The sequence below is a fragment of the Streptomyces sp. NPDC041784 genome (assembly GCF_055591025.1).
This window is the reverse complement of record NZ_JBVJAB010000020.1, coordinates 87669-106987: the sequence shown is the minus strand read 5'-3', so window position 1 is coordinate 106987 and position 19319 is coordinate 87669. Positions and strand designations below refer to the sequence as shown.

The window sequence follows — 19319 nt, the reverse complement described above, 5'->3', positions numbered from 1 at the left end:
CGGCGGCCACTGACAATCGGTCCGGGGCGTCCTGCGACGGGCCCCTGCCGGGCGCCGGGGACCGGCGACGGGCCGGGCACGCGAGACGATCCCCTCCGGCGTACGGCAAGACAATCCGAGGCGGCGGGCCGACGCATCCGTAGACCTACGTACCGGGGTACGTATTACCGGCCGGTCACCGCAGGTGGGACGCGGTCGGCTCGGCGCGCTCACGCTCCGTGCGCACCCGCAGGCGCCGTCGGAGCACCTGGTCGGCGAGCAGCACGCCGAGCGTGGACACCAGGGACAGCAGGCCGCCGGCGTACAGCCCGGCGCGCGCGCCCAGCCGGGCGGAGAGCCAGCCGACCAGCACCGCGCCGATCGGTGTCGAGCCCTGGAGGATGAGGGTGTAGAGGGCCATCACCCGGCCGCGGTAGCGCGGGTCGCTGCCCAGCTGGACGCGGTGGTTGGCCGCCTGCGCGAAGGCGATGGCGGCACATCCGGTCGCGGCGAGCAGCACGGCGGCCGACCAGTAGTCCGGAGCCCGGCCCGCGGCCGCCTCCAGACAGCCGAACGCGACGGCGCTCGCCGCCACCAGGCGCGCGGACGGGCGGGTTCGGCGCGCCGTCGTGGCGAGCGCCGCGACCAATGAGCCCAGGGCGAACGCCGTGGTGAGCAGGCCGAAGGTGCCCGGGGAGGCATGGAACACGGTCTTGGCCATCAGCGGCAGCGTGAGGTGGAAGTTCATCCCGAACAGGGCGACGCACGACACCAGCGTCAGCGTCACGACCAGGTCGGGGCGCCCCCTGACGTACCGCAGCCCGTCGACGACCCGGCCCGGGGCACCCGGTGGGACCCGGCACAGCTCGGCGGGGTCCATGCGCCGCAGGGCCGCGACGACGGCGAGATGGCTCACGGCGTTGAGCAGCATGAGCGGCCCCACCCCGGAGACCGCGATCAGCAGGCCGGCCACCGCCGGTCCCACCACCCGGGCGACGTTGAAGTAGGCGGCGCTCAGCGCCGAGGCGTTGGGCAGGAGTTCGGGGCCGACCAGCTCGCTGACGAAGGCCATCCGGGTGGGCACCTCCACGGCGTTCACCGTGCCCAGGCAGCAGCCGAACAGCAGGAGGTGCCACAGCCGGGCCGCGTCCGTGGCCACCAGCACCGCGAGACCGAGGGCGCAGACCCCGGACGCGACGTTGCACCAGGTCAGCAGCTGCCGCTTGGCGTGGCGGTCGGCGAGCCGCCCGCCGTACAGCGTCAGCAGGAGCATCGGCGTGAACTGGGCGGCGGTCACCGCGGCGAGCGCCGTCTCCGGGGTGTCCGTGAGGGACAGCACGAGCCAGTCCTGGCCGACGATCATCATCCAGGTACCGGACACCGACAGCACCTGACCGGCGGCGAAGAGCCGGAAGTTGCGCACGGACAGGGAGCGCAACGCGGTTCTGACGATGCCTCGGGGCATGGTCAGGAGACCCTCTTCCCGGGCGGCGCCGCCTCGCCGCGCACGAGGCACTCCTCCAGGAAGGCCAGGGCGCTCAGATGGTAGGAACGGGCGGCCCAGCCGAGGCTGATGTTGTGTCCGGCGTCCGCCAGCCGGTCGACGACCACGCGGGGTGCCGCGGTGAAACGGGTCTTCAGGCTGCGCAGCCGGACGTCGTCGTGCCGCCACCAGCCCTCGTGCTCGGCGAAGGTGAACCGCAGCGGGACCCGGATCCGCGGCGCCGCGGCGTCGAGGACCCGCGGCCAGTCCTCGAGGTCCGCGTACTCCCGCCGCGGCACCGTCGCGACGAAGGCCCCTCCGGCGACGAAGGTCCCCGGCGGATAGAGCCGCAGAGGACCCCAGTTGCGCCGCCGCCGCTCCGGGCCGTCCAGGTCGGACACCGTGCGCGGCGGAACGGCGTACTCGTGGCCGCAGCCCGAGACGTCCACCCCCAGCAGACCCGGAACGCCGTCGTCCGCGGCGGAGGTCAGCGCCACCTTGCCGCCGAACGAGTGAGCGAGCAGGAAGGTGCCCGCCCCGGTGGCATGGCGCGCGGCGAAGTCCCCGAGCGCGGAGCGCACGGTCCGGGTCTGCTCCGCCAGCCGCTGACCGTCCGGCACGGCGGTGGCCGACCGCCCGTATCCCGGCCGGTCCACCGCGAGGACGGTGTAGCCCAGACGGGGCCCGAGGGTCAGCAGCGACAGCCGCGGATCGGCCCGGGCATGGAAGTACGCCGCGTTCATCCCACTGCCGTGCAGGGCGACGACGGCGGCCCGCGGCGCACCGTCGGCGGGCTCGGCGAGCAGCGCGGACAGCCGCACCCCCGCGCCGTCCAGGGTGATCCTGCGCGGGGTGCCGGCACGCGGCCGGGCATCCTGGGCCGTGCTCGACCGGGCCATGCTCTCCTCCTCGGACGACGGACTCACGGGACCGGACGGGAGCCCGGTCCACGGCCGGGTTCTGCCCACACGTCAGCTCCATCGTCAGCAGTGGCACGACATACGTCACCTTGTGGCCGGGCTCGTGACCCGGTGGCCGCGCCGGTGCTCGCCGTGCGGCGGCACCGGCGCGGGCGCGGACCGGCCGGGTGAGCCGATCGCGGGTTCTTCCGCGCCCTGCGCCATCCGGGCGGCCCCGGGGCGCACGCCGCCGCCGAGAACCCGCCGGTGAACCGGTGAGCGCGCGGTCACCCCAGGGGCCCGCCGGTCGGTGAATCGGCCCCCTTCGTGGGACCGCCGACAGGTACCGCGCCCGGTCCCGCAACGACGTCGGCCGCTGCCGCTCTGCCGCTCTGCCGCTCTGCCGCTCTGCGGCTCTGCGTCTCTCCGTGTCCGGGCCGGTCAGGTCAGGTCACTGCCCGGGGGCGAGGACGTAGGTGTTGAGCGTGCCGACCGTGCTGAGCGGGCTGGGGGAGCCCAGGTCGTAGCGGTCGACGGCGAGGTAGTTGGGCTTCTTGCGGGCGGCGGGTGTGCAGAAGTTCTGCGCTCGGTTGAGGAGCTTGCCGTTGTCGGTCTGGATGGTGGAGCCGATGGGGTAGTCGCGGAAGTGGTTCATCACGAACAGCGGGTGGAAGGCGGCGGAGTCCACGGTCAGCGGCCGGCCGGTGCCCCAGCGGCTGTAGCAGGACCAGTCCGAGCCGCCGATCCCGCCGCCCATGGACCAGTGGTTCTCGACGGTCCACTCGCGCTGGTACATCACGCCGAAGGTGTCGCGGGTGGTCCAGCCGCTCGCGGTGTCGCTCGCCCGCGTCCGGTCGCTGAAGATCAGCAGCTGCTTGCCGTGCGCCGCGAGGTCCGCCATGGTCGGCCAGCCCTTGGCCGCCACGCCTTCCTGGTCGGGCCGGTACAGCACGTCGTTCAGCCCGTTGACGGAGGCCAGGGAGGACTTCAGCACGTCGGAGGAGGCGTAGTCCTCCAGGAACACGGTGACGAACCGGCTCGGATCGGCCTTGAGGAAGTCGACGATGCGCTGGAGGTCGGTGGCGAGCGGGACGGGGTTGCTCACGCCGTCGCAGCTGTTGTGGCAGAGCACGGCCTGCCCGGAGACGGCGTAGGTGTCCAGCATGAAGCCGCGGACCCCGTCGCCGAGTTGCCGGGTGACGCCCTTGTTCTGGTTGGGGAACAGACTGACCGGGAACGAGGCGAAGTTGCCGTCGACGCCGTTGGCGAAGGCGTTGTGGGCGGTGAGGAAGGTGACCTGGTCCAGGGTGCGGGTGTCGGTGGACGGCATCGGGGTGGTCGCGTACGTCACCGGTGTGAGGTACCAGCGGGCGAGGTCGCCGGCCGAGCCGAGGTGGACGGCGGCGGAGTCGGAGGAGGACCCGGTGAGGTACTGCGAGATGCCGGGGACGCCCACGGTGTACGTGCCGTCCGCGCCGGCGGTGACCGTCCAGGTGGTGCCCTCCGCCCCGCAGGCGGCGGTCACCGCGGAGGTGCCGCTGCGGCCGAGGCAGACGCCCGACTCGTCGGCGTTCCTCAGCTGGTGGCCGCCGTCGACCGCGACCGGGGTCCACTGCTGGTGGTCCTCGTTGCCCTTCGGGTTGTGCGCGACGACCGTGCCGCCGCTGTCGGCCGCGTTCAGGCCGGTGCCGTAGTTCTGCAGGTAGACCGAGGAGACCGGGACGGCCGCCGCGGCCCGACCCGGGGTCAGGACGGGCAGGGTCAGGGCGAGCGCGGCGGTGCCGCACAGGACGCGCAGGGGGCGCAGACGCATGGGGGGTTCCCTTTCTTGCCGGCACATCGATGTGATGGCAGAGACATGACATACCGGAAGGCGGGTGCGGTGCCAGACCCGATGTCTGAACTCACGGTGCACGGCACGGCTCTGACGCCCGGTCGGCGGCCAGGGAGCCGCCGACCGGGCGTCAGTGGGCGGTCATGGGGCGTCAGCGCGCGTGGCGGCGGACCGCGTCGAGGAACTGGTCGATGTCGGCCGGGGAGTGGGAGAAGGAGACGACGAGGCGGACGGTCCCGGGCGCCCAGCGGTCGTGGTAGAAGGTGTAGCCCTCCGCGAGCAGGCCCTCGGTCGTCTGCCGGGACAGGCGGCAGAAGACGATGTTGGCCTCGGGCGTGCCCAGGAGTTCGGTGCCGGGCACGGCCTTGAGCCCGTCGCCGAGCCGGGTGGCCAGCGTGTTGGCCCGGTGGGCGTTGCGCAGCCACAGCCCGTCCGTGAGATAGGCGTCGAGCTGGGCGGAGTGGAAGCGCATCTTGGAGGCGAGCTGCCCCGCGCGCTTGGTGCGGAAGGCCAGCTCGGCGGCCAGCCCGGGGTCGAAGGAGACGATGGCGTCGGCGGTCATGGCGCCGTTCTTGGTCGCGCCGAAGGACAGGACGTCGACGCCGGCCTTCCAGGTCATCTCGGCCGGGGTGGCGCCGAGATGCTCCACGGCGTTGGCGAAGCGGGCGCCGTCCATGTGGACGCGCAGCCCCGCGTCCTTGGCGATGCCGGCCAGCAGCCGGGTCTCCTCGAGCGTGTGGACGCCGCCGTGTTCGGTGGCCTGGCTGATGCTCAGCACGGACGGCTGGACGCTGTGCACGTCACCGGCCCGGCGGCGTACCGCCTGCCGCAGTGCGTCGGCGTCCATCTTGCTGTCGTCGCCGGGGACGCTGACGAGTTTGGCCCCGTCGGTGAAGAACTCCGGAGCGCCGCATTCGTCGGTGTTGATATGGCTGCCGGGGTGGCACAGGACGCTGCCCCAGGGCGGGGTGAGGGCGGCCAGGCTCAGGCAGTTCGCGGCGGTTCCGGTGGAGACGGGGAACACGTCCACGTCGCGCTCGAAGATCTCGCTCAGCCTGCGGCGGGCGCTGTCGGTGAAGGGGTCGTTGCCGTAGGGCGTGCTGTGTCCGGCCGCCGCGGCGGCGACGGCCCGCACTATCTCGGGGGAGGCGCCGGCCATGTTGTCGCTCATGAAGGCGCGGCCGGACGGGGTGACGACGGTGGTGCTCACGGGCTGGCTTCCTGGCTCTCGGGCGGTGACGGGGGCGAGGGCGACGGTGCTATCGGGCGGTGACGGGGGACGCCGAGGACGGCGGTGGTTCTCGGGTGGTGACGGGCGATTTGAGGACGGCGGTCGCTCTCGAGCGGTGACGGGGGACGCGCGAGGATGGCGGTCGCTCTCATGCGGTGACGGGGGACGCGTGGACCGCCGTCGCTCTCAGGTCGTGACAGGGGACGCGAGGACGACGGTGATGTCCACCGGCTCGGCATCGGTCCGGTAGAAGTGGGGGGCGTCGCCCGCGAAGGCGAGCATGTCGCCGGGGCCCAGGTCGCGCGGGGCGTCGACCGGACCCGCGGTGATGCGCCCGGCGGAGATGAGCAGGTGCTCGGTCGTCCCGGTGGTGTGGGGCACGCCGGCCAACTCTGTCTCGGGCGGCATGCGCAGCCGCCAGATCTCCAGACTGTTGCCGCTGCTGATACGGCGCAGCAGCTCGCGGGAGACCTCGCCGGGTTCGGCCGGCGTGCCCGGCCGGTAGACGGGGCCGGTGTCGGCGTCACGGGCCAGCAGATCGGCGAGCGGGATGCTCAGCGCGATCGCGATCGCGTCCAGGGTGTCGATGGTCGGGTTGCCCCTGCCCGCCTCCAGCTGCGACAGCGTGGCCTTGCTCAGCCCCGCGCGCCGGGCCATCTCCGCGGCGCTCATGCCGCGCTGCTGGCGACGCAGCCGGATCTTCGCGCCGACCGCGACCGCGGTGCTGCTCACCGGCTGCCGGCCGGACCCCGAGGCCGCCATCAGACGCTCCCGTGGGATGCGGTGTAGGACACGCGGACCCGGCCTCGCCGTACCTTCAGCGTCGGCAGGACCACCTCCGCCAGATCGCCGAGACCGCGCACATGAGTGCCCCCGCAGGGCGCGGAGTGCAGGGTGTCCAGGTGGACCACGCGCCGCCCCTCGCCCTCGTACCGGGCGAGGACGGGCAGGTCGTCGTCGATCGCCGACGCCACCGCGGCACGCAGCGCCGCGGTCACCTCCTCCCTGCCCTCCGGGTCGGTCAGCCGCGTCTCGTTCTCCGGCATCCGGAACTCGATCCGTGCCTGACCGGGAAAGTGGATGCTGCCGAGCATCTCCCACCCGCGCATCCGCCCGACGGCTTCGACCAGATGTCCGGCCGTGTGCAGCGCGGCGTGCGCCCTGCGCGTCCCCGGGTCGATCCGGGTCCGTACCCTCTGCCCCTCGGTACAGCGGGGCAGGCTGCCGCCCTCCGGTGCCATGGCGACGACCAGCCCCGACGCGCGATCCCGGACCGGGACGATCTCCGCGTCGTCGAGCCATCCCCGGTCGGCGGGCTGGCCGCCGCCCTGGGGATGGAACAGGCAGCGTTCGACGGCCACCCAGGGTGCCCCGTCCCGCTCGCCGACCGCGATCACCCGCGTGTCGGCCTGCTCCAGGTAGGTGTCGTCGAGATACGCGCAGATCTGCGCCGCGCGGATCTCCCGCGCCGCCGCGACTCCGACAGTGTCGTCAGAACGAATCATACGTTCACTATAACGAACACGGCAGGCGGTGGTGAACCTATCGTTCGTTTTACTGAACGCGGCAGGTCCGGGCCGGTGATCGTCGGCGGGACCGGCACTGAGCCGTTCGGGCCGGGCTCGCACCCGGACGGGCTGACAGATCACGTGCCACCGAGCCGCACCGACGCCCCGGTGTTTTCGTTGGGGAGCGGATGCCTCCGCATGCCCGCGTCGCCACCCACAGGGAGCCCCGACTCCAAGGAACCCCGACTCCAAGGAACCCCGACTCCAGGGAGACCTGACTCCAGGGAGACCCGGCTCCAGGAAGCGCCGGCTCCAGGGAGCCCCGATCACCAGGGAGACACGAGTGGAAACCAGCGGCAGTGACGGTCGCCAGTCCCTTGCCCAGACGCTCCTCAGAGGACAGAAGGCGCTGGTGACGGGCGCGAACTCCGGCATCGGCATGGCCACCGCGATCGGCCTGGGGCGGGCGGGCGCCGATGTCGTGGTGAACTACGTGGCCGGCCGGGACGCGGCCGAAAAGGTGGTGCGCGAGATCGAGGCCCTCGGCGTCCGCGCCTACGCGCACGAGGCGGACGTGTCGCAGGAGGACCAGGTCGTCGACATGGTGTCCCGGATGGTCCAGGAGTTCGGGACCATCGACGTCATGGTGGCGAACGCGGGACTCCAGCGCGACGCCCCCATCACCGAGATGACCGCGGACCAGTGGCACGAGGTCCTGGACGTCAACCTGACCGGACAGTTCCTGTGCGCCCGCGAGGCGACCAAGGAGTTCCTGCGGCGGGGCGTCGTCCCGGAGGTCTCCCGTTCCGCCGGGAAGATCATCTGTATGAGTTCGGTCCACCAGATCATCCCCTGGTCGGGCCACGCGAACTACGCGTCGTCCAAGGGCGGGGTGCAGATGCTCATGGCGACCCTCGCGCAGGAGCTGGCGCCCCACCGGATCAGGGTCAACGCCGTCGCGCCGGGCGCGATCCGCACCCCCATCAACCGCAGCGCCTGGGACACCCCCGAGGCCGAGGCCGCGCTGCTCCGGCTCATCCCCTACCGCCGGGTCGGCGACCCGGACGACATCGCGAACGCGGTGGCCGCCCTGGCGTCCGACCTCTTCGACTACGTCGTGGGGACCACGCTCTACGTGGACGGCGGAATGACGCTGTTCCCCGGATTCGCCACCGGCGGCTGAAGCCCGCCGCCCCCAGCCGTCCGGTACGAGCCACCGAGGCCCATGTGAACAGCGCGATCGACCTCCTGCTGCTGGCGGACGGCCCGCCGCAACTCCTGCCCGCCCGGGAACTGATGGCCTTCACCCTGGCCTCCCACATCCTGCTCGTGCCCTTCGGCGTGGCGCTGCCCGCCATCACCCTCCTGATGCACTACCGCGGCCTGCGCAAGGGCGACACCGTCGCCCTGCTGCTCGCGCGGCGCTGGTCGGCGGTCATGGCCGTCCAGTTCGCCGTCGGGATCGTCACCGGCACGGTGCTCTCCTTCGAGTTCGGGCTGCTGTGGCCGGGGCTGATGGGCCGGTGGGGCGATGTCATCGGCCTCGGCTTCGGGGTCGAGGCATGGGCCTTCTTCCTCGAGGCGATCCTCATCGCCATCTATCTGTACGGCTGGCGTCGGCTCAAGCCGTGGACGCACTTCTGGCTCGGCCTGCCCCTGCCGCTGGCCGCCCTGATGGGGGCGTTCGGCATCGTGGCCGCCAACGCCTGGATGAACACGCCGCGCGGCTTCACGCTCGACGCGTCCGGCAAACCCGTGGACGTCGACGTGCGGCGGGCGATCTTCACACCGATGTTCGGCCCCGAGTACTGGCACTTCGTGGTCGGCGTGATCCTGACCGCCGGATACGTCGTCGCCGGCGTGTACGCGGTCGGCTGGCTGCGGGGCCGCCGGGACCGCTATCACCGGCTCGGCTTCACCGTGCCGTTCTCCGTCGCCGCGATCCTCACCCCTGTCCAGTTCATGCTCGGGGACGCGATCGCCCGCTCCGTCTTCCACAAGCAGCCCGTGAAGTTCGCGGCCATGGAGGTCGTCTGGAAGACCGACACCCACGTGCCGGAATACATGTTCGGGCGCCTGCACCCCGACGGGTCGGTCTCCGGCGGGATCAAGATCCCCCAACTGGACTCGATCCTGGCCGGATTCAGCCCGGACACGAAGGTGACGGGCCTGACGTCGGTCCCCGCGAGCGACCGCCCGAATGCCACGCAGGCCACGATCGCCCACTGGGCGTTCGACATCATGGTGACCATCGGAAGCCTGCTGCTCCTGCTCGCCCTCTGGTACGGCTGGTGCTGGCTGCGCCGCCGGGACCTGCCCCGCTCGCTTTGGTTCTTCCGGTGTGCCGCGCTGGCCGGCGTCGCGTGCCTGCTGACCGTGGAGTGCGGCTGGATCACGACCGAAGTGGGCCGGCAGCCCTGGATCGTCTACCAGAACATGCGGGTCTCGGAGGCGGTGACGGACACCCACGAGGGGTCCCTGTGGGCGATGTTCGGCATCGTCGTGGTCGTCTACGTCCTCGTGCTCGGCTCGTTCCTCGCCGTTCTCCTGAGGATGAGCGCCCGCTGGCGACAGGCCGACGAGGACGCCCTGGCGGGAGCCGCCGCCGAGAACCTGGAGGCCGACACGCCCTACGGACCCCGCCCGCTGTCCACGACCGGAGGCGGAGGCGCAGGCGGGGGAGGGGCCGGGGCCGGGGGCGGGATGTCCGGGCGCGGGGACGGGGGAGACACGTGATCGAGGACGTCGTCGCCTGGGTGCTGCTCGCCGCCGTCGCCGCCTACGCCTGCGCCGGCGGCACGGACTACGGCGCCGGATTCTGGGACCTCGTCGCCGGCGGCACCGCGCGCGGCAGGCGGCCCCGATGGCTCATCGACCACGCCATGGAACCGGTGTGGGAGACCAACAACGTCTGGCTCATCTTCATCCTGGTCATCATGTGGACCGGCTTCCCGGTCCTGTTCCAGACGGTCTTCTCGGCCATGTGGCTCCCGCTCGCCCTCGCGGCCGTGGGACTCGTGCTGCGCGGCGCCGGCTTCGCCCTGCGCAAGCCCACCCGCAGTCTCGCCCGCCGCAGGGTCTACGGCGCCGCCTTCGCCGTCTCCTCGCTGCTGACGCCCTTCTTCCTCGGAGCGGCGGTCGGGGGGCTCGCCACGGGCCGGGTGGCTCCCGGTACGGAGGCGTCCGCCGACGCCTGGGCCAACGGGACGTCCGTGATCGCCGGGCTGCTGACGATCGCCGCGACGGCTTTCCTCGGCGCGGTGTTCCTCACCGCCGACTCCCGCCGCTTCGACGCCCCCGACCTCGTCGCCTACTTCCGGCTGCGGGCCTGGTGCAGCCTCGGCGTCATCGCCGTCCTGGCGGTCGTCGGCCTCGTCGTGACGGACGACGACGCGCCTTATGTCCACGACGGGCTGACCAGCGGAATCGGCCTCGCCCTCGTCCTGGTCGCCGCTGTCTGCGCGCTGGCCACCGCCGGACTGCTGTACCGCATGGCGACGGGATGGGCGCGGGTCACCGCGGTCGCGGGCGTGGCTCTCGTCGTCGTGGCGTGGGGGCTCGCCCAGCGGCCCTATCTCATCCCCACCTCGCTGACCGTGTCGGAGGCGGCCGGCGCGTCGACGACGCTGCGCTGGCTGATGCTGGTCACGGTTGTTGCGGTGGTGCTCGTCGGACCGCCCCTCGTCCTGCTCTACCGGCTGGACACCCGCGGCGCCCTCCAGCCCCTCACCGAGGCGGACCTGCGGCGGACGGCGGCCGGACGGGAGCCGGAGGTTCGGTGACCGGGGCGCGGAGCCAGTGACCGGGCGCAGCGCCCATGACCGGGGCGCGGAACCCGTGACCGGGGCTCGGAACCCGTGACCGGGGCAGCGAACGGCCGCCCGCCGGTGGTGCTGGTCCTGGGGGTGTCCGGTTCCGGCAAGACCACCGTCGGCAAGGCGGTCGCCGGACAGCTCGGTGTGCCGTTCGTCGAGGGCGACGACTTCCACCCCGCCGCGAACATCGTCAAGATGGCGTCCGGCCACGCCCTGGACGACACCGACCGCGCCCCCTGGCTGCGAGCCCTCGCCGACCGCATCCGCCGCTCCGCCGAGGCCGGCGAGGGGCTGGTCGTCGCCTGTTCGGCCCTGCGGCGCGCCTACCGCGACGAACTCCGTGCCGCCGCGGGCGGGCGGTTGTGGTGCCTGTTCCTCGCCCTGGACCGGGACACCGCACGCGACCGCGTGTCCCGGCGCACCGGGCACTTCATGCCCGCCCGGCTGGTCGACTCGCAGTTCGCGACGCTGGAACCGCTGCAACCGGACGAGCCGGGCCTGACCACGGACGCCACCGTCGGTCTTCCGGAGCAGCTCGCCCGGGTACGGGCCGCCGTCGCGCGCTTCTCCGGGCCCACGGCCCGCTGAGCGGGGTCACCCGCTCAGGAGTACGGCCGTGTCGCCCGCCCTGGGCGTCGGGCCGCCGGTACGGGTGACGGGCAGCAGGAGTCCGTCACCCCGCACCAGGAACAGCAACCGGTGCCCGGCCCGGAAGGCCGCCGTCGACCCGCCGCGCCACGACCCGGGCGCCCCCGGCCTGGCGGCGCGCCGGCTCCGGCCCGGTCAGGTCCGGATCGAAGGGCACCCGCGGGCGGGACACGTGGCCGTCGCCCGCGCGGTCCGCGCCCGCCGCCCGCCGCCCGGCGCTACGCCGTCCGCCTGATCGCGCGCGTGTGCCGGCGCTCGCTGACGCGGCGCCAGATCGTCCGCTGGCACTTGAGCGTGCCGGTGCCGACCACGATCAGGACGACGATGTCGAGCAGCAGCTGGACCAGCGAGCCCCAGGCCTCGTCCCAGGTGGCGAACGCGCAGGAGACCCCGATGTCGGCCGCCGCCGGAATGGTGGTCACCGAGATGAAGACGCCGAGCAGCGCGCTCGTGCGGGCCTCGGCCAGCGAGACGATGCCGACGATCCCGGCCGGCACCGCCACCACGGCCGAGAAGAAGTTGGGGGTGTCGATGAGATTCGAGACGGGCCGCAGCCCCAGCTCGAAGGCTCTTGGCTGGAGCCCGAGGCCCCGCACGAGGAGGGCGAAGAGGAAGGTCACGGCGATGGCCGGCAGGAAGCCCACGACCAGCGCCCGGAGGCCCGCTCGATCCTCGGCCGGGCGCGGTGGTCGATCCCGAGCGCGACGCTGGTGATGGCCCCGTACTCGGGTCCGACCACCATGGCCGCGACGACGAGGATCTGGGAGTTGGTGATGATGCCCACCGCGCCGATGACCCCCGCGATGACCAGGAAGAGGTAGAAGCTCGGGGGGTATCTGCCCTCGGCCCGGATCCGGGCCTCCACCTGCTCCCACGCCGGCGCCTGCGCCCGGCCCCCGAACTCCTCGCCCCCGGCCCGGACCGCGCGCTCCGAGAACATGGTGTCCACCGGATCGAGGACGATGGACCCGCGGTGCTCCAGTCCGAGGTCCCGCAGTCCGCGCAGCACGTCGTTCGCGGCTCCGGTCAGGACGTCGCAGGCGATGGCGTCACCGTCGGGTTTGCGCACACCGCCCGTGTGGAGGAGCAGGTTCAGCACGCACGGCTCGGCGCCGAGCAGGGCCATGGTGCCTTCCGTGAGGTCCGGCGGGCACACCGCTCGGACATGGATCATGTCCATCCGGACCTCCGCGGATCGGTGCGGTGCGCCGGCTCGCCTCCTCGACAGCCGCCCCCTCATCAACGCGCGCGCCCCGGGCCCGGCAACTCGGAGTGCGGGAACGGGGCACCTGCCGCAGGGTGGGGGCATGTGGCCGTCCGGCGAGCTGACCGAGGCCGAGTTCCGGCGCCTCCACCACTACCTGCGCGCCACGGCCCCCGGCGGCGGCGCACACCGGGGCGCCCTGGACACGATCACCGAGGCGGAGGTGCTGGCGGCCGTGCGCGAGGTGCGCACCGGCCGTTCGGTGTCGCTCGCCGCTCGCGTGAACACCGCGCCCGCGGCCGACGACGCGGATCCGGCCGAGCACCGGCTCACCGCTCCGGCGGGCGGCGAACCGGGCCCGAGCGGCCTGGAGTTCGCGCGCGACCGTTTCGCCATGAACATCCACGGCGATGTGGACAGCCACCTCGACGCGCTGTGCCACGTCGTCTACGACGGGACCCTGTACGGCGGCGTGCGGGCGGCGGACGTCCTGTCGCCGGCCGGATCGAGCGCCCTGTCGGTCGGCCTGGCCCGCGACGGCATCGTCGGACGCGGTGTCCTGCTCGACATCCCCCGGCTGCACGGCGTCCCCTGGCTCGAACCCGGATCCCAGGTGCGGGCGGAGCACCTGGCCGCCGCCGAGGCACGGCAGGGGGTGCGGGTCGGCCGGGGCGACATCCTCCTCGTCCGGGTCGGACACCGCCGGCGTCGCGAGGAGCTGGGCCCTTGGGACACGGCGGGCGCCCGTGCCGGTCTCCACCCGACGGCCATGGAGTTCCTGGCCGAGCGGGAGGTGTCCGTGCTCGGCGGCGACGGGAACAACGACACGGCCCCCAGCGCGGTGGAGGGGGTCGCGTACCCGGTGCACGCGCTCGCCGTCCACGCGATGGGCCTGCATCTGCTCGACTACCTGAGCTTCGAGGACCTCACGCCGGTCTGCGCCCGGGAAGGCCGCTGGGCGTTCCTCTGCGTGATCGCCCCGCTCCGGCTGCCCGCGGCGACCGGCTCCCCGGTCAATCCCCTCGCCATCCTGTGACGGCCCCACCCCGGACCGCCGGACCGCCGGACCTCCGGACCGCCGGACCTCCGGACCTCCGGACCTCCGGACCTCCGGACCTCCGGACCTCCGGACCTCCGGACCTCCGGACCTCCGGACCTCCGGACCTCCGGACCGCCGGTCATCGGGCACCGTGCTCCCGGCCCCGCGGCCCGTCCCACCTGGGCGGGCTCCGGCTCGACTCGCAGGGACCCGCCCCCGGAGCTACGTTGGTGATCGGGCTGGACGCCCCTTCGACGCCCCTTCGACGCCCCTTCGACGCCCCTTTGACGCCCCCATCACCCGGCAGGACCGGAGCACGCTCCGAGGACGGTGGCCGGCATGACCGACGCGCGGCACTACGACGTCATCATCATCGGCACCGGCGCGGGCGGTGGCACCATCGCCCACCGGCTGGCGCCCACCGGAAAACGGATCCTTCTGCTCGAACGCGGTGACTACCTGCCCCGCGAACGCGACAACTGGGAATCCACCGCGGTCTTCGTCAAGGGCAAGTACCGCGCACCGGAGTTCTGGTACGACAAGGACGGAAACCAGTTCCCGCCCGAGGTCAACTACTACGTGGGCGGCAACACCAAGTTCTACGGCGCCGCGCTCTTCCGGCTGCGCCCCGAGGACTTCGGGGAACTCCGCCACCACGACGGCGTCTCCCCGGCCTGGCCGCTGAGCTACCAGGACCTCGAGCCGTACTACACGCAGGCCGAACACCTCTACCGCGTCCACGGCCGGCACGGCGAGGACCCGACCGAGGGTCCCACCAGCGCGCAGTACGCCCACCCACCGGTCCAGCACGAGCCGCGCATCCAGCAGCTCAGCCACGATCTGGAGAAGCAGGGACTGCACCCCTTCCACCTCCCGATCGGGGTCGACCTCACCCAGGACGAGAGGGGCCGCGCCACCCACACCAGCGCCTGCATCCGCTGCGACCGCGTCGACGGCTTCCCCTGCCTGCTCGGCGCGAAGTCCGACGCGCAGGTCATCTGTGTCGACCCCGCCCTCGAACACCCCAACGTCGAGCTGGTCACCCACGCGGACGTGCGGCGCCTCGCGACCGACCCCACCGGCCGCAGCGTCACCTCGGTCGTCGCGACGGTCGGCGACGGGGACGCCACGACCGTGGAGTTCAGCGCCGATGTCGTGGTCGTCGCCTGCGGGGCCGTCAACTCCGCCGCGCTGCTGCTGCGTTCGGCCGACGACAAGCATCCGAACGGCCTGGCCAACAGCTCGGACGTGGTGGGCCGGTACTACATGCGGCACAACAACCTGGCCCTGATGGCCGTGTCGAAGGAACCGAACGACACCAGGTTCCAGAAGACCCTGGCCCTGCACGACTGGTATCTGGGAGCCGACGACTGGGAGTATCCCCTCGGCGGCATCCAGATGCTCGGCAAGTCCGACGCCGACCAGATCCACGGCGAAGCGCCCCGCTGGGCCGGAACCGTCGCCCCCGACATGCCGTTCGAGGTGCTCGCCCACCACGCGGTCGACTTCTGGCTGTGCGGCGAGGACCTGCCCGCCGCGGACAACCGCGTCACCCTGGACCAGGACGGCGGCATCCATCTGGCGCTCGACGAGAAGAACAACATCGCCGGGCTGCACCGCCTGCGGCACAGACTCCAGGGCATGCTCAGCCACTTGGGCATGCACGAACACCATCTGCTCGCGCACAGCATCTACCTGCACAAGGGCATGCCCATCGGCGCCACCGCGCACCAGGCGGGCACGGTCCGCTTCGGCCGTGACCCCGAGAGCTCCGCCCTGGACGTCGACTGCAAGGCCCACGAGCTGGACAACCTGTACGTCGTCGACACGAGCTTCTTCCCGAGCATCGGAGCGGTCAACCCGTCCCTGACCGCCATCGCCAATGCCCTGCGCGTCGGCGACCGCATCGCCGAACGACTGCGTTGACCTCACCCCTGCCCGGCGCGACCGCCGCTCGGCGCGCTCACATCGCGGCGGCGTCGACCAGGGAGAGGTCGGGCAGGTCGAGCGAGCAGATCCGCGCGGCCTCGTCGGCGGGCAGGCCGAAGTGGCGCAGCAGTCCCCGGACGACCAGGTCCGAGGACGTCGCGTCGTCGCGGTCGGGCTGCGCGTGCAGCAGGGAGCCCAGGGCCAGCTGTGCGCCGACCGTCATCGCCAGGGCGAGGTCCAGGTCCTCGACCTCGAAGCGTCCGGCGGCCGCCGCGGTGCGGATGTCGCGCCGTGCGCGCGGGGCCAGGCCCCGGTCGGAGTGGACCGCTTCCAGGCCGTGGTGCAGCAGGACGCGGCTGAGCTGCGGGTAACGGCGGTGCAGGCGGCCGGTCATACGGAAGCTCTGGGCGTACGCGACCGCGGGGTCCGCCAGGTCCGAGGTGAGGCGGTCCATGAGATCGCCGAACCACTCCAGCGCCTCCTCGACCGCGACGCGGAAGAGGTCCTCCTTGGTGTCGAAGTGGTTGTAGAACGTGCCGACCCCGACATCGGCGAGTTCGGTGATCTCCAGGACCGCGACGTCGGTCCGTCCCTCGGCCAGCAGGCGCTGCGCCGCGCACACCAGCGCGGCTCGCGTCCGCGCCCGCCGCTGGTCGGCGCGCCCGGGCGTGGTCTTGGCGGCCATCGCGTCCTCCGTCCCCGTACTCGGTTCACCTGCACTCTAGCCGCTCACCCCGGTTACCTGAATGTTTCGTCAGTTCTATTGACTGACGTCAGTCTCGGAAGTGACGATTTCATCAGGTCGGCGCGCTCGGTTTGCCGTCACCTGTCGTGTCGTAGCGCCGAAGCGGGAGAACCACTGGCATGAGCACCCTCGTCATCCTCACCTCCGTCCTGGCCGTCTGGTTCGCGCTGCTGGGCGTCGCCAAGGTGGTCGGCCTTCCCGCGATGGCGGAGCGGGCCGCGCATGTGGGCTTCAGCGGCCGGGACTACCGCGTCATCGGTTTCCTCGAACTCGCCGGAGTGGCCGGCTTGTTCGCCGGACTGGCGATCCCCGCCGCGGGGGCCGTCGCCGCCGCCGCCGCCGGGTTCCTGCTGCTGCTCGCCGGCGCGGCCTTGGCGCACCTGCGTGCCGGGGACCGGCTGCCCGCGCTGGCACCGGCGATCGGCTCGGCCGTCCTGGTGGTGGCCTACCTGATCGGTCTCTTCGGGAAATGACCGGTCTCCTCAAGAGCCAGGCGCGCGACCAGTACCGGGACGTGTACGCGCAGGCGCAGCCGCGGGTGCCGGAGCGCGTGCTCACCCTCTCCGGCGACCTCAGCCGTGACCTGGGCGCGGTGTACGGCGTGGTCCGGCGACTGGACGACGGTACGGCGTGGTCCGGCGACTGGACGACGGCGTGCCGCGACCGGGCGACCCGTCGGCCGCCGCGCAGGAGTGCGTCGACGAGCTGTGGGAGGTCCACTTCGTGGTGCGCTCTCCCGAGGCGGCGGCGCTGGTGGAGCGCGTCCCGGCCGGAATGCGCCCGGCTCGCGACCGGCGCTCGACCGGCTGATCCGCTGGAAAATTCCGCTTCTCTGCGGTTCCCTATTCGCCGACGAGGATCGATGTGTGAAATTCCGCTAGCAGAAAGCGGATGAACTCGTCAATGGATTGTCGGTGATCTGTGGAATCAGGCAATTGATCATGATGTCGTGCCATCATGATGCGTCCATGGAACGGGTGTTGCGTGCGGCGGTCGTCTGCGACTGCCGGGCATCGCTGTGCCCGGACCGAGGCGGCGAATCGGGGGAGTGGACGAATGACGGGGGCCTGTGATCCACAGGCTGCCTGCCCGGTGTGTGCGACCCCGGATCAGCGGATCGATTTCTGTACGGTCTGCGGTTGGCGCCTTCATGGCGAGCCGGTACTGGGGGAGTTGACCGCGCGGGACCTGGAGGTCGCGGAGGCGGCGCTCCTGGCGGCCGAACACGCCTGGGACGTCCGGGCCGCGGCGCTGTCGGTCCGCGGCCCGGACGACGGCCGACGGGTCGCGCAGGTGACCAGAGGAGGTCCGCCGAGGCGGAGCGAGGAGCGGCCGCCCGGCAACGGTCCAGCGGGCCGCCGGATTCCGTCCGGACCCGGTGACCTTCTCCACGGGCTCCACCGCGGCCGCTTCAAGGAATTGTCGTTCGTGGAATTCACGGCCGACGGCCCGCACGTGATCCGGGTGACCGTCGGCGAGGCGGGAATCCCGGTGCAGAACGACGCGGGAAGCATGGCATGGAATTCCGTCGTGCCCATGTTCGAATTAGAGGAGGCGGTGTGCCGATTCCAGCTCGCGGGAGGAATAGGAACCCTGCCGCCCGTGGACCGCGCGGAATTCGACGCCGCCGTGCTGCGATGGCTCACGGCGAACCTGCCGGCCGTTCCCGACCCCCCGGTCGTCCTGCTGCGGCCCCCGCCCGGATGGGAACTGCTCGAACGCGCGACCGCCGTCGTACGAGACGCCTGCGCTCCCCAGGTCGAACTGCACCCGGGCAGCGCGGAGCCGCCCGACGGCGGACCGGCCCGCCGTACGACCCCCGACGCGGTGCGCCGTCTCCTGCGCACCCTGCCGCTCCTGGCCGACCACACACTGCTGCTGGCCCGCGCCGACCGTGACACCGGCGCCGTGCACCCCCACAGCCATGTGCTCTTCCCCGCGGGCTCCCGGCTCCGCCCCGGTGAGACCGCGACCGCCGAGGTCACCGTGTACGGCGGAGTCACCGGCGGCGACGCCCTGCACCTCCCCGTGCTGGCCGGAGCGCCCGCCGCCGACGGGACCGGCGCGCCGCCCGTGAGCCTGCACCGGGTCGACGCCGGGGCACTGGAACCGGTACGGCTGACCTTCGTGCTCCGCGGACCGGGGGAGGTGGACCTGCTCGCCCCCCGCACCCGCCCGTCCGGCGGGGACGGGCGGCCGGCCGCCGTCGACGTGCCGGGCCTGCTCGCCGCCCTGCCGCGGCGGATCGTGCGCCCGCCGCGCCTGGAACTGTTCCTCACCGTCGAACTCAGCGGCGCCGACCGGGCGGAGACCGAGGAACGCCTCGCCTTCGTACGGGACGTCGCCGGCCTGCTGGCCCGCAGCGACCGCGCCGGCACCGCGATCCGCGTCTCGGCCGTCGGCCACTACGACCACTCCGTCTACGAGAGCACCTGGGCCAGGGAGGGCACCCTGCTGCGGGCACCCGTCCTCGCGCGGCCGCCCGCCGAGCTGCCGGCCGCCCTGGCCGGATGGACGCACGCCCGGCGCCGGCAGGACACGGTGTCGTCCCTGGAGGACGCGCTGCGCGAAGTGGCCCGGCTCGTCCCCGCCGGCCCGGGCGCCGAGGACGTACGGCGGGTGGTCCTCGTCGTCGCCCGCCGCCCGCCCGCACCGGCCCGGCAGCACGGCATCGTCCCGGCCTGCCCCCAGGGCGCCGACTGGCGGACGGCCCTCGACCGGCTGCGTTCCTGCGGCGTACGGGTGATGACCCGGGCGGACCCCGCGGACGGGCCGCCACCGACGGACCGTCCGGGCCGCGCCGCCCGACGCTACGCCGACGAGGCCTGGCACACCCTCGGCGCCGACGGGGTCTTCCGGCCCGGCACCGACCCGGCGGCCGCCGTCGCCCGGAGCCTCGCCCCGTCCTGGCGGTCCGAGGGCCCCGACAGCCCTCTCGCCTTCACCGCTCCGCTCATGTGACACCACCCCGGGCGTCCCTCCGCCCACCGCGCCCCGGTACGAGG

At 72.8% G+C, this 19319-nt stretch carries 17 protein-coding genes and 1 pseudogene; 10 read left to right on the top strand and 8 right to left on the bottom strand.

What is annotated here, in order from left to right; translation table 11 throughout:
* Nucleotides 1-175: 175 nt before the first annotated feature.
* The 6 genes from ACZ6D7_RS33815 to ACZ6D7_RS33790 all read right to left on the bottom strand — a co-directional run bounded on the left by ACZ6D7_RS33815 (nucleotide 176) and on the right by ACZ6D7_RS33790 (nucleotide 6931).
* Entirely contained in the window at nucleotides 176-1444 is a 1269-nt protein-coding gene (locus tag ACZ6D7_RS33815; RefSeq protein ID WP_469499318.1) for an MFS transporter, read from the bottom strand.
* 2 nt (nucleotides 1445-1446) lie between these two features.
* Nucleotides 1447-2361: an alpha/beta hydrolase gene (locus ACZ6D7_RS33810; RefSeq protein ID WP_469499315.1), complete on the bottom strand. Its 915-nt coding sequence runs from the start codon at nucleotides 2359-2361 to the stop codon at nucleotides 1447-1449.
* Nucleotides 2362-2812: 451 nt separating this feature from the next.
* The gene (locus ACZ6D7_RS33805) at nucleotides 2813-4201 is read right to left on the bottom strand and encodes a phospholipase (protein WP_469499312.1); all 1389 of its coding nucleotides are present in this window, start codon (nucleotides 4199-4201) and stop codon (nucleotides 2813-2815) included.
* Between the two features lie 145 nt (nucleotides 4202-4346).
* Nucleotides 4347-5405: a threonine aldolase family protein gene (locus ACZ6D7_RS33800; protein WP_469499309.1), complete on the bottom strand. Its 1059-nt coding sequence runs from the start codon at nucleotides 5403-5405 to the stop codon at nucleotides 4347-4349.
* A 207-nt stretch (nucleotides 5406-5612) separates the two neighbouring features.
* Nucleotides 5613-6188, bottom strand: coding sequence for a helix-turn-helix domain-containing protein (locus tag ACZ6D7_RS33795; protein WP_469499306.1), 576 nt, complete (start codon nucleotides 6186-6188; stop codon nucleotides 5613-5615).
* On the bottom strand, nucleotides 6188-6931 hold the full coding sequence (locus tag ACZ6D7_RS33790; protein WP_469499304.1) for an alanyl-tRNA editing protein: 744 nt from the start codon (nucleotides 6929-6931) through the stop codon (nucleotides 6188-6190). The genes ACZ6D7_RS33795 and ACZ6D7_RS33790 overlap by 1 nt, the downstream gene beginning before the upstream one ends.
* 346 nt (nucleotides 6932-7277) lie before the next feature.
* Between ACZ6D7_RS33790 and ACZ6D7_RS33785 the strand changes: the two genes are divergently transcribed.
* From ACZ6D7_RS33785 to ACZ6D7_RS33765, 5 genes are all read left to right on the top strand, one after another.
* A complete protein-coding gene (locus ACZ6D7_RS33785) occupies nucleotides 7278-8117 on the top strand; it encodes an SDR family oxidoreductase (RefSeq protein ID WP_469499301.1) in 840 nt (279 codons plus the stop codon).
* 113 nt (nucleotides 8118-8230) lie between these two features.
* Nucleotides 8231-9670 (top strand): cytochrome ubiquinol oxidase subunit I, encoded by a 1440-nt coding sequence (locus ACZ6D7_RS33780; RefSeq protein ID WP_469499411.1) that lies wholly within the window; start codon nucleotides 8231-8233, stop codon nucleotides 9668-9670.
* A complete protein-coding gene (locus tag ACZ6D7_RS33775) occupies nucleotides 9667-10716 on the top strand; it encodes a cytochrome d ubiquinol oxidase subunit II (protein ID WP_469499298.1) in 1050 nt (349 codons plus the stop codon). Before ACZ6D7_RS33780 ends, ACZ6D7_RS33775 begins: the two co-directional genes overlap by 4 nt.
* Nucleotides 10717-10791: 75 nt before the next feature.
* Nucleotides 10792-11337, top strand: coding sequence for a gluconokinase (locus ACZ6D7_RS33770; RefSeq protein WP_469499294.1), 546 nt, complete (start codon nucleotides 10792-10794; stop codon nucleotides 11335-11337).
* A gap of 28 nt (nucleotides 11338-11365) precedes the next feature.
* A complete protein-coding gene (locus tag ACZ6D7_RS33765) occupies nucleotides 11366-11632 on the top strand; it encodes a hypothetical protein (RefSeq protein ID WP_469499291.1) in 267 nt (88 codons plus the stop codon).
* On the opposite strand, the pseudogene ACZ6D7_RS33760 reads toward ACZ6D7_RS33765, so the two are convergent.
* Nucleotides 11616-12577 (bottom strand): annotated as a pseudogene (locus ACZ6D7_RS33760) (DUF389 domain-containing protein). The gene ACZ6D7_RS33765 and the pseudogene ACZ6D7_RS33760 sit on opposite strands and share 17 nt — an antisense overlap.
* Nucleotides 12578-12704: 127 nt before the next feature.
* Here ACZ6D7_RS33760 and ACZ6D7_RS33755 point away from each other — a divergent pair.
* Both ACZ6D7_RS33755 and ACZ6D7_RS33750 read left to right on the top strand, forming a co-directional pair.
* Nucleotides 12705-13637, top strand: coding sequence for a cyclase family protein (locus ACZ6D7_RS33755; protein WP_469499288.1), 933 nt, complete (start codon nucleotides 12705-12707; stop codon nucleotides 13635-13637).
* A 342-nt stretch (nucleotides 13638-13979) separates the two neighbouring features.
* Nucleotides 13980-15566 (top strand): GMC oxidoreductase, encoded by a 1587-nt coding sequence (locus tag ACZ6D7_RS33750; RefSeq protein ID WP_469499285.1) that lies wholly within the window; start codon nucleotides 13980-13982, stop codon nucleotides 15564-15566.
* Nucleotides 15567-15603: 37 nt separating this feature from the next.
* On the opposite strand, the gene ACZ6D7_RS33745 is transcribed toward ACZ6D7_RS33750, so the two are convergent.
* Nucleotides 15604-16254, bottom strand: a complete 651-nt coding sequence (locus ACZ6D7_RS33745) for a TetR/AcrR family transcriptional regulator (protein WP_469499282.1) — start codon at nucleotides 16252-16254, stop codon at nucleotides 15604-15606.
* 179 nt (nucleotides 16255-16433) lie between these two features.
* On the opposite strand from ACZ6D7_RS33745, the gene ACZ6D7_RS33740 reads away from it, so the two are divergent.
* From ACZ6D7_RS33740 to ACZ6D7_RS33730, 3 genes are all read left to right on the top strand, one after another.
* Nucleotides 16434-16787 carry a DoxX family protein gene (locus tag ACZ6D7_RS33740; protein ID WP_469499279.1) on the top strand — a complete coding sequence of 118 codons (354 nt, stop codon included), beginning with the start codon at nucleotides 16434-16436 and terminating at the stop codon, nucleotides 16785-16787.
* 157 nt (nucleotides 16788-16944) lie between these two features.
* Nucleotides 16945-17124, top strand: coding sequence for a hypothetical protein (locus ACZ6D7_RS33735; protein WP_469499276.1), 180 nt, complete (start codon nucleotides 16945-16947; stop codon nucleotides 17122-17124).
* 363 nt (nucleotides 17125-17487) lie between these two features.
* Entirely contained in the window at nucleotides 17488-19275 is a 1788-nt protein-coding gene (locus tag ACZ6D7_RS33730; RefSeq protein WP_469499273.1) for a hypothetical protein, read from the top strand.
* The last annotated feature ends 44 nt before the right edge of the window (nucleotides 19276-19319 follow it).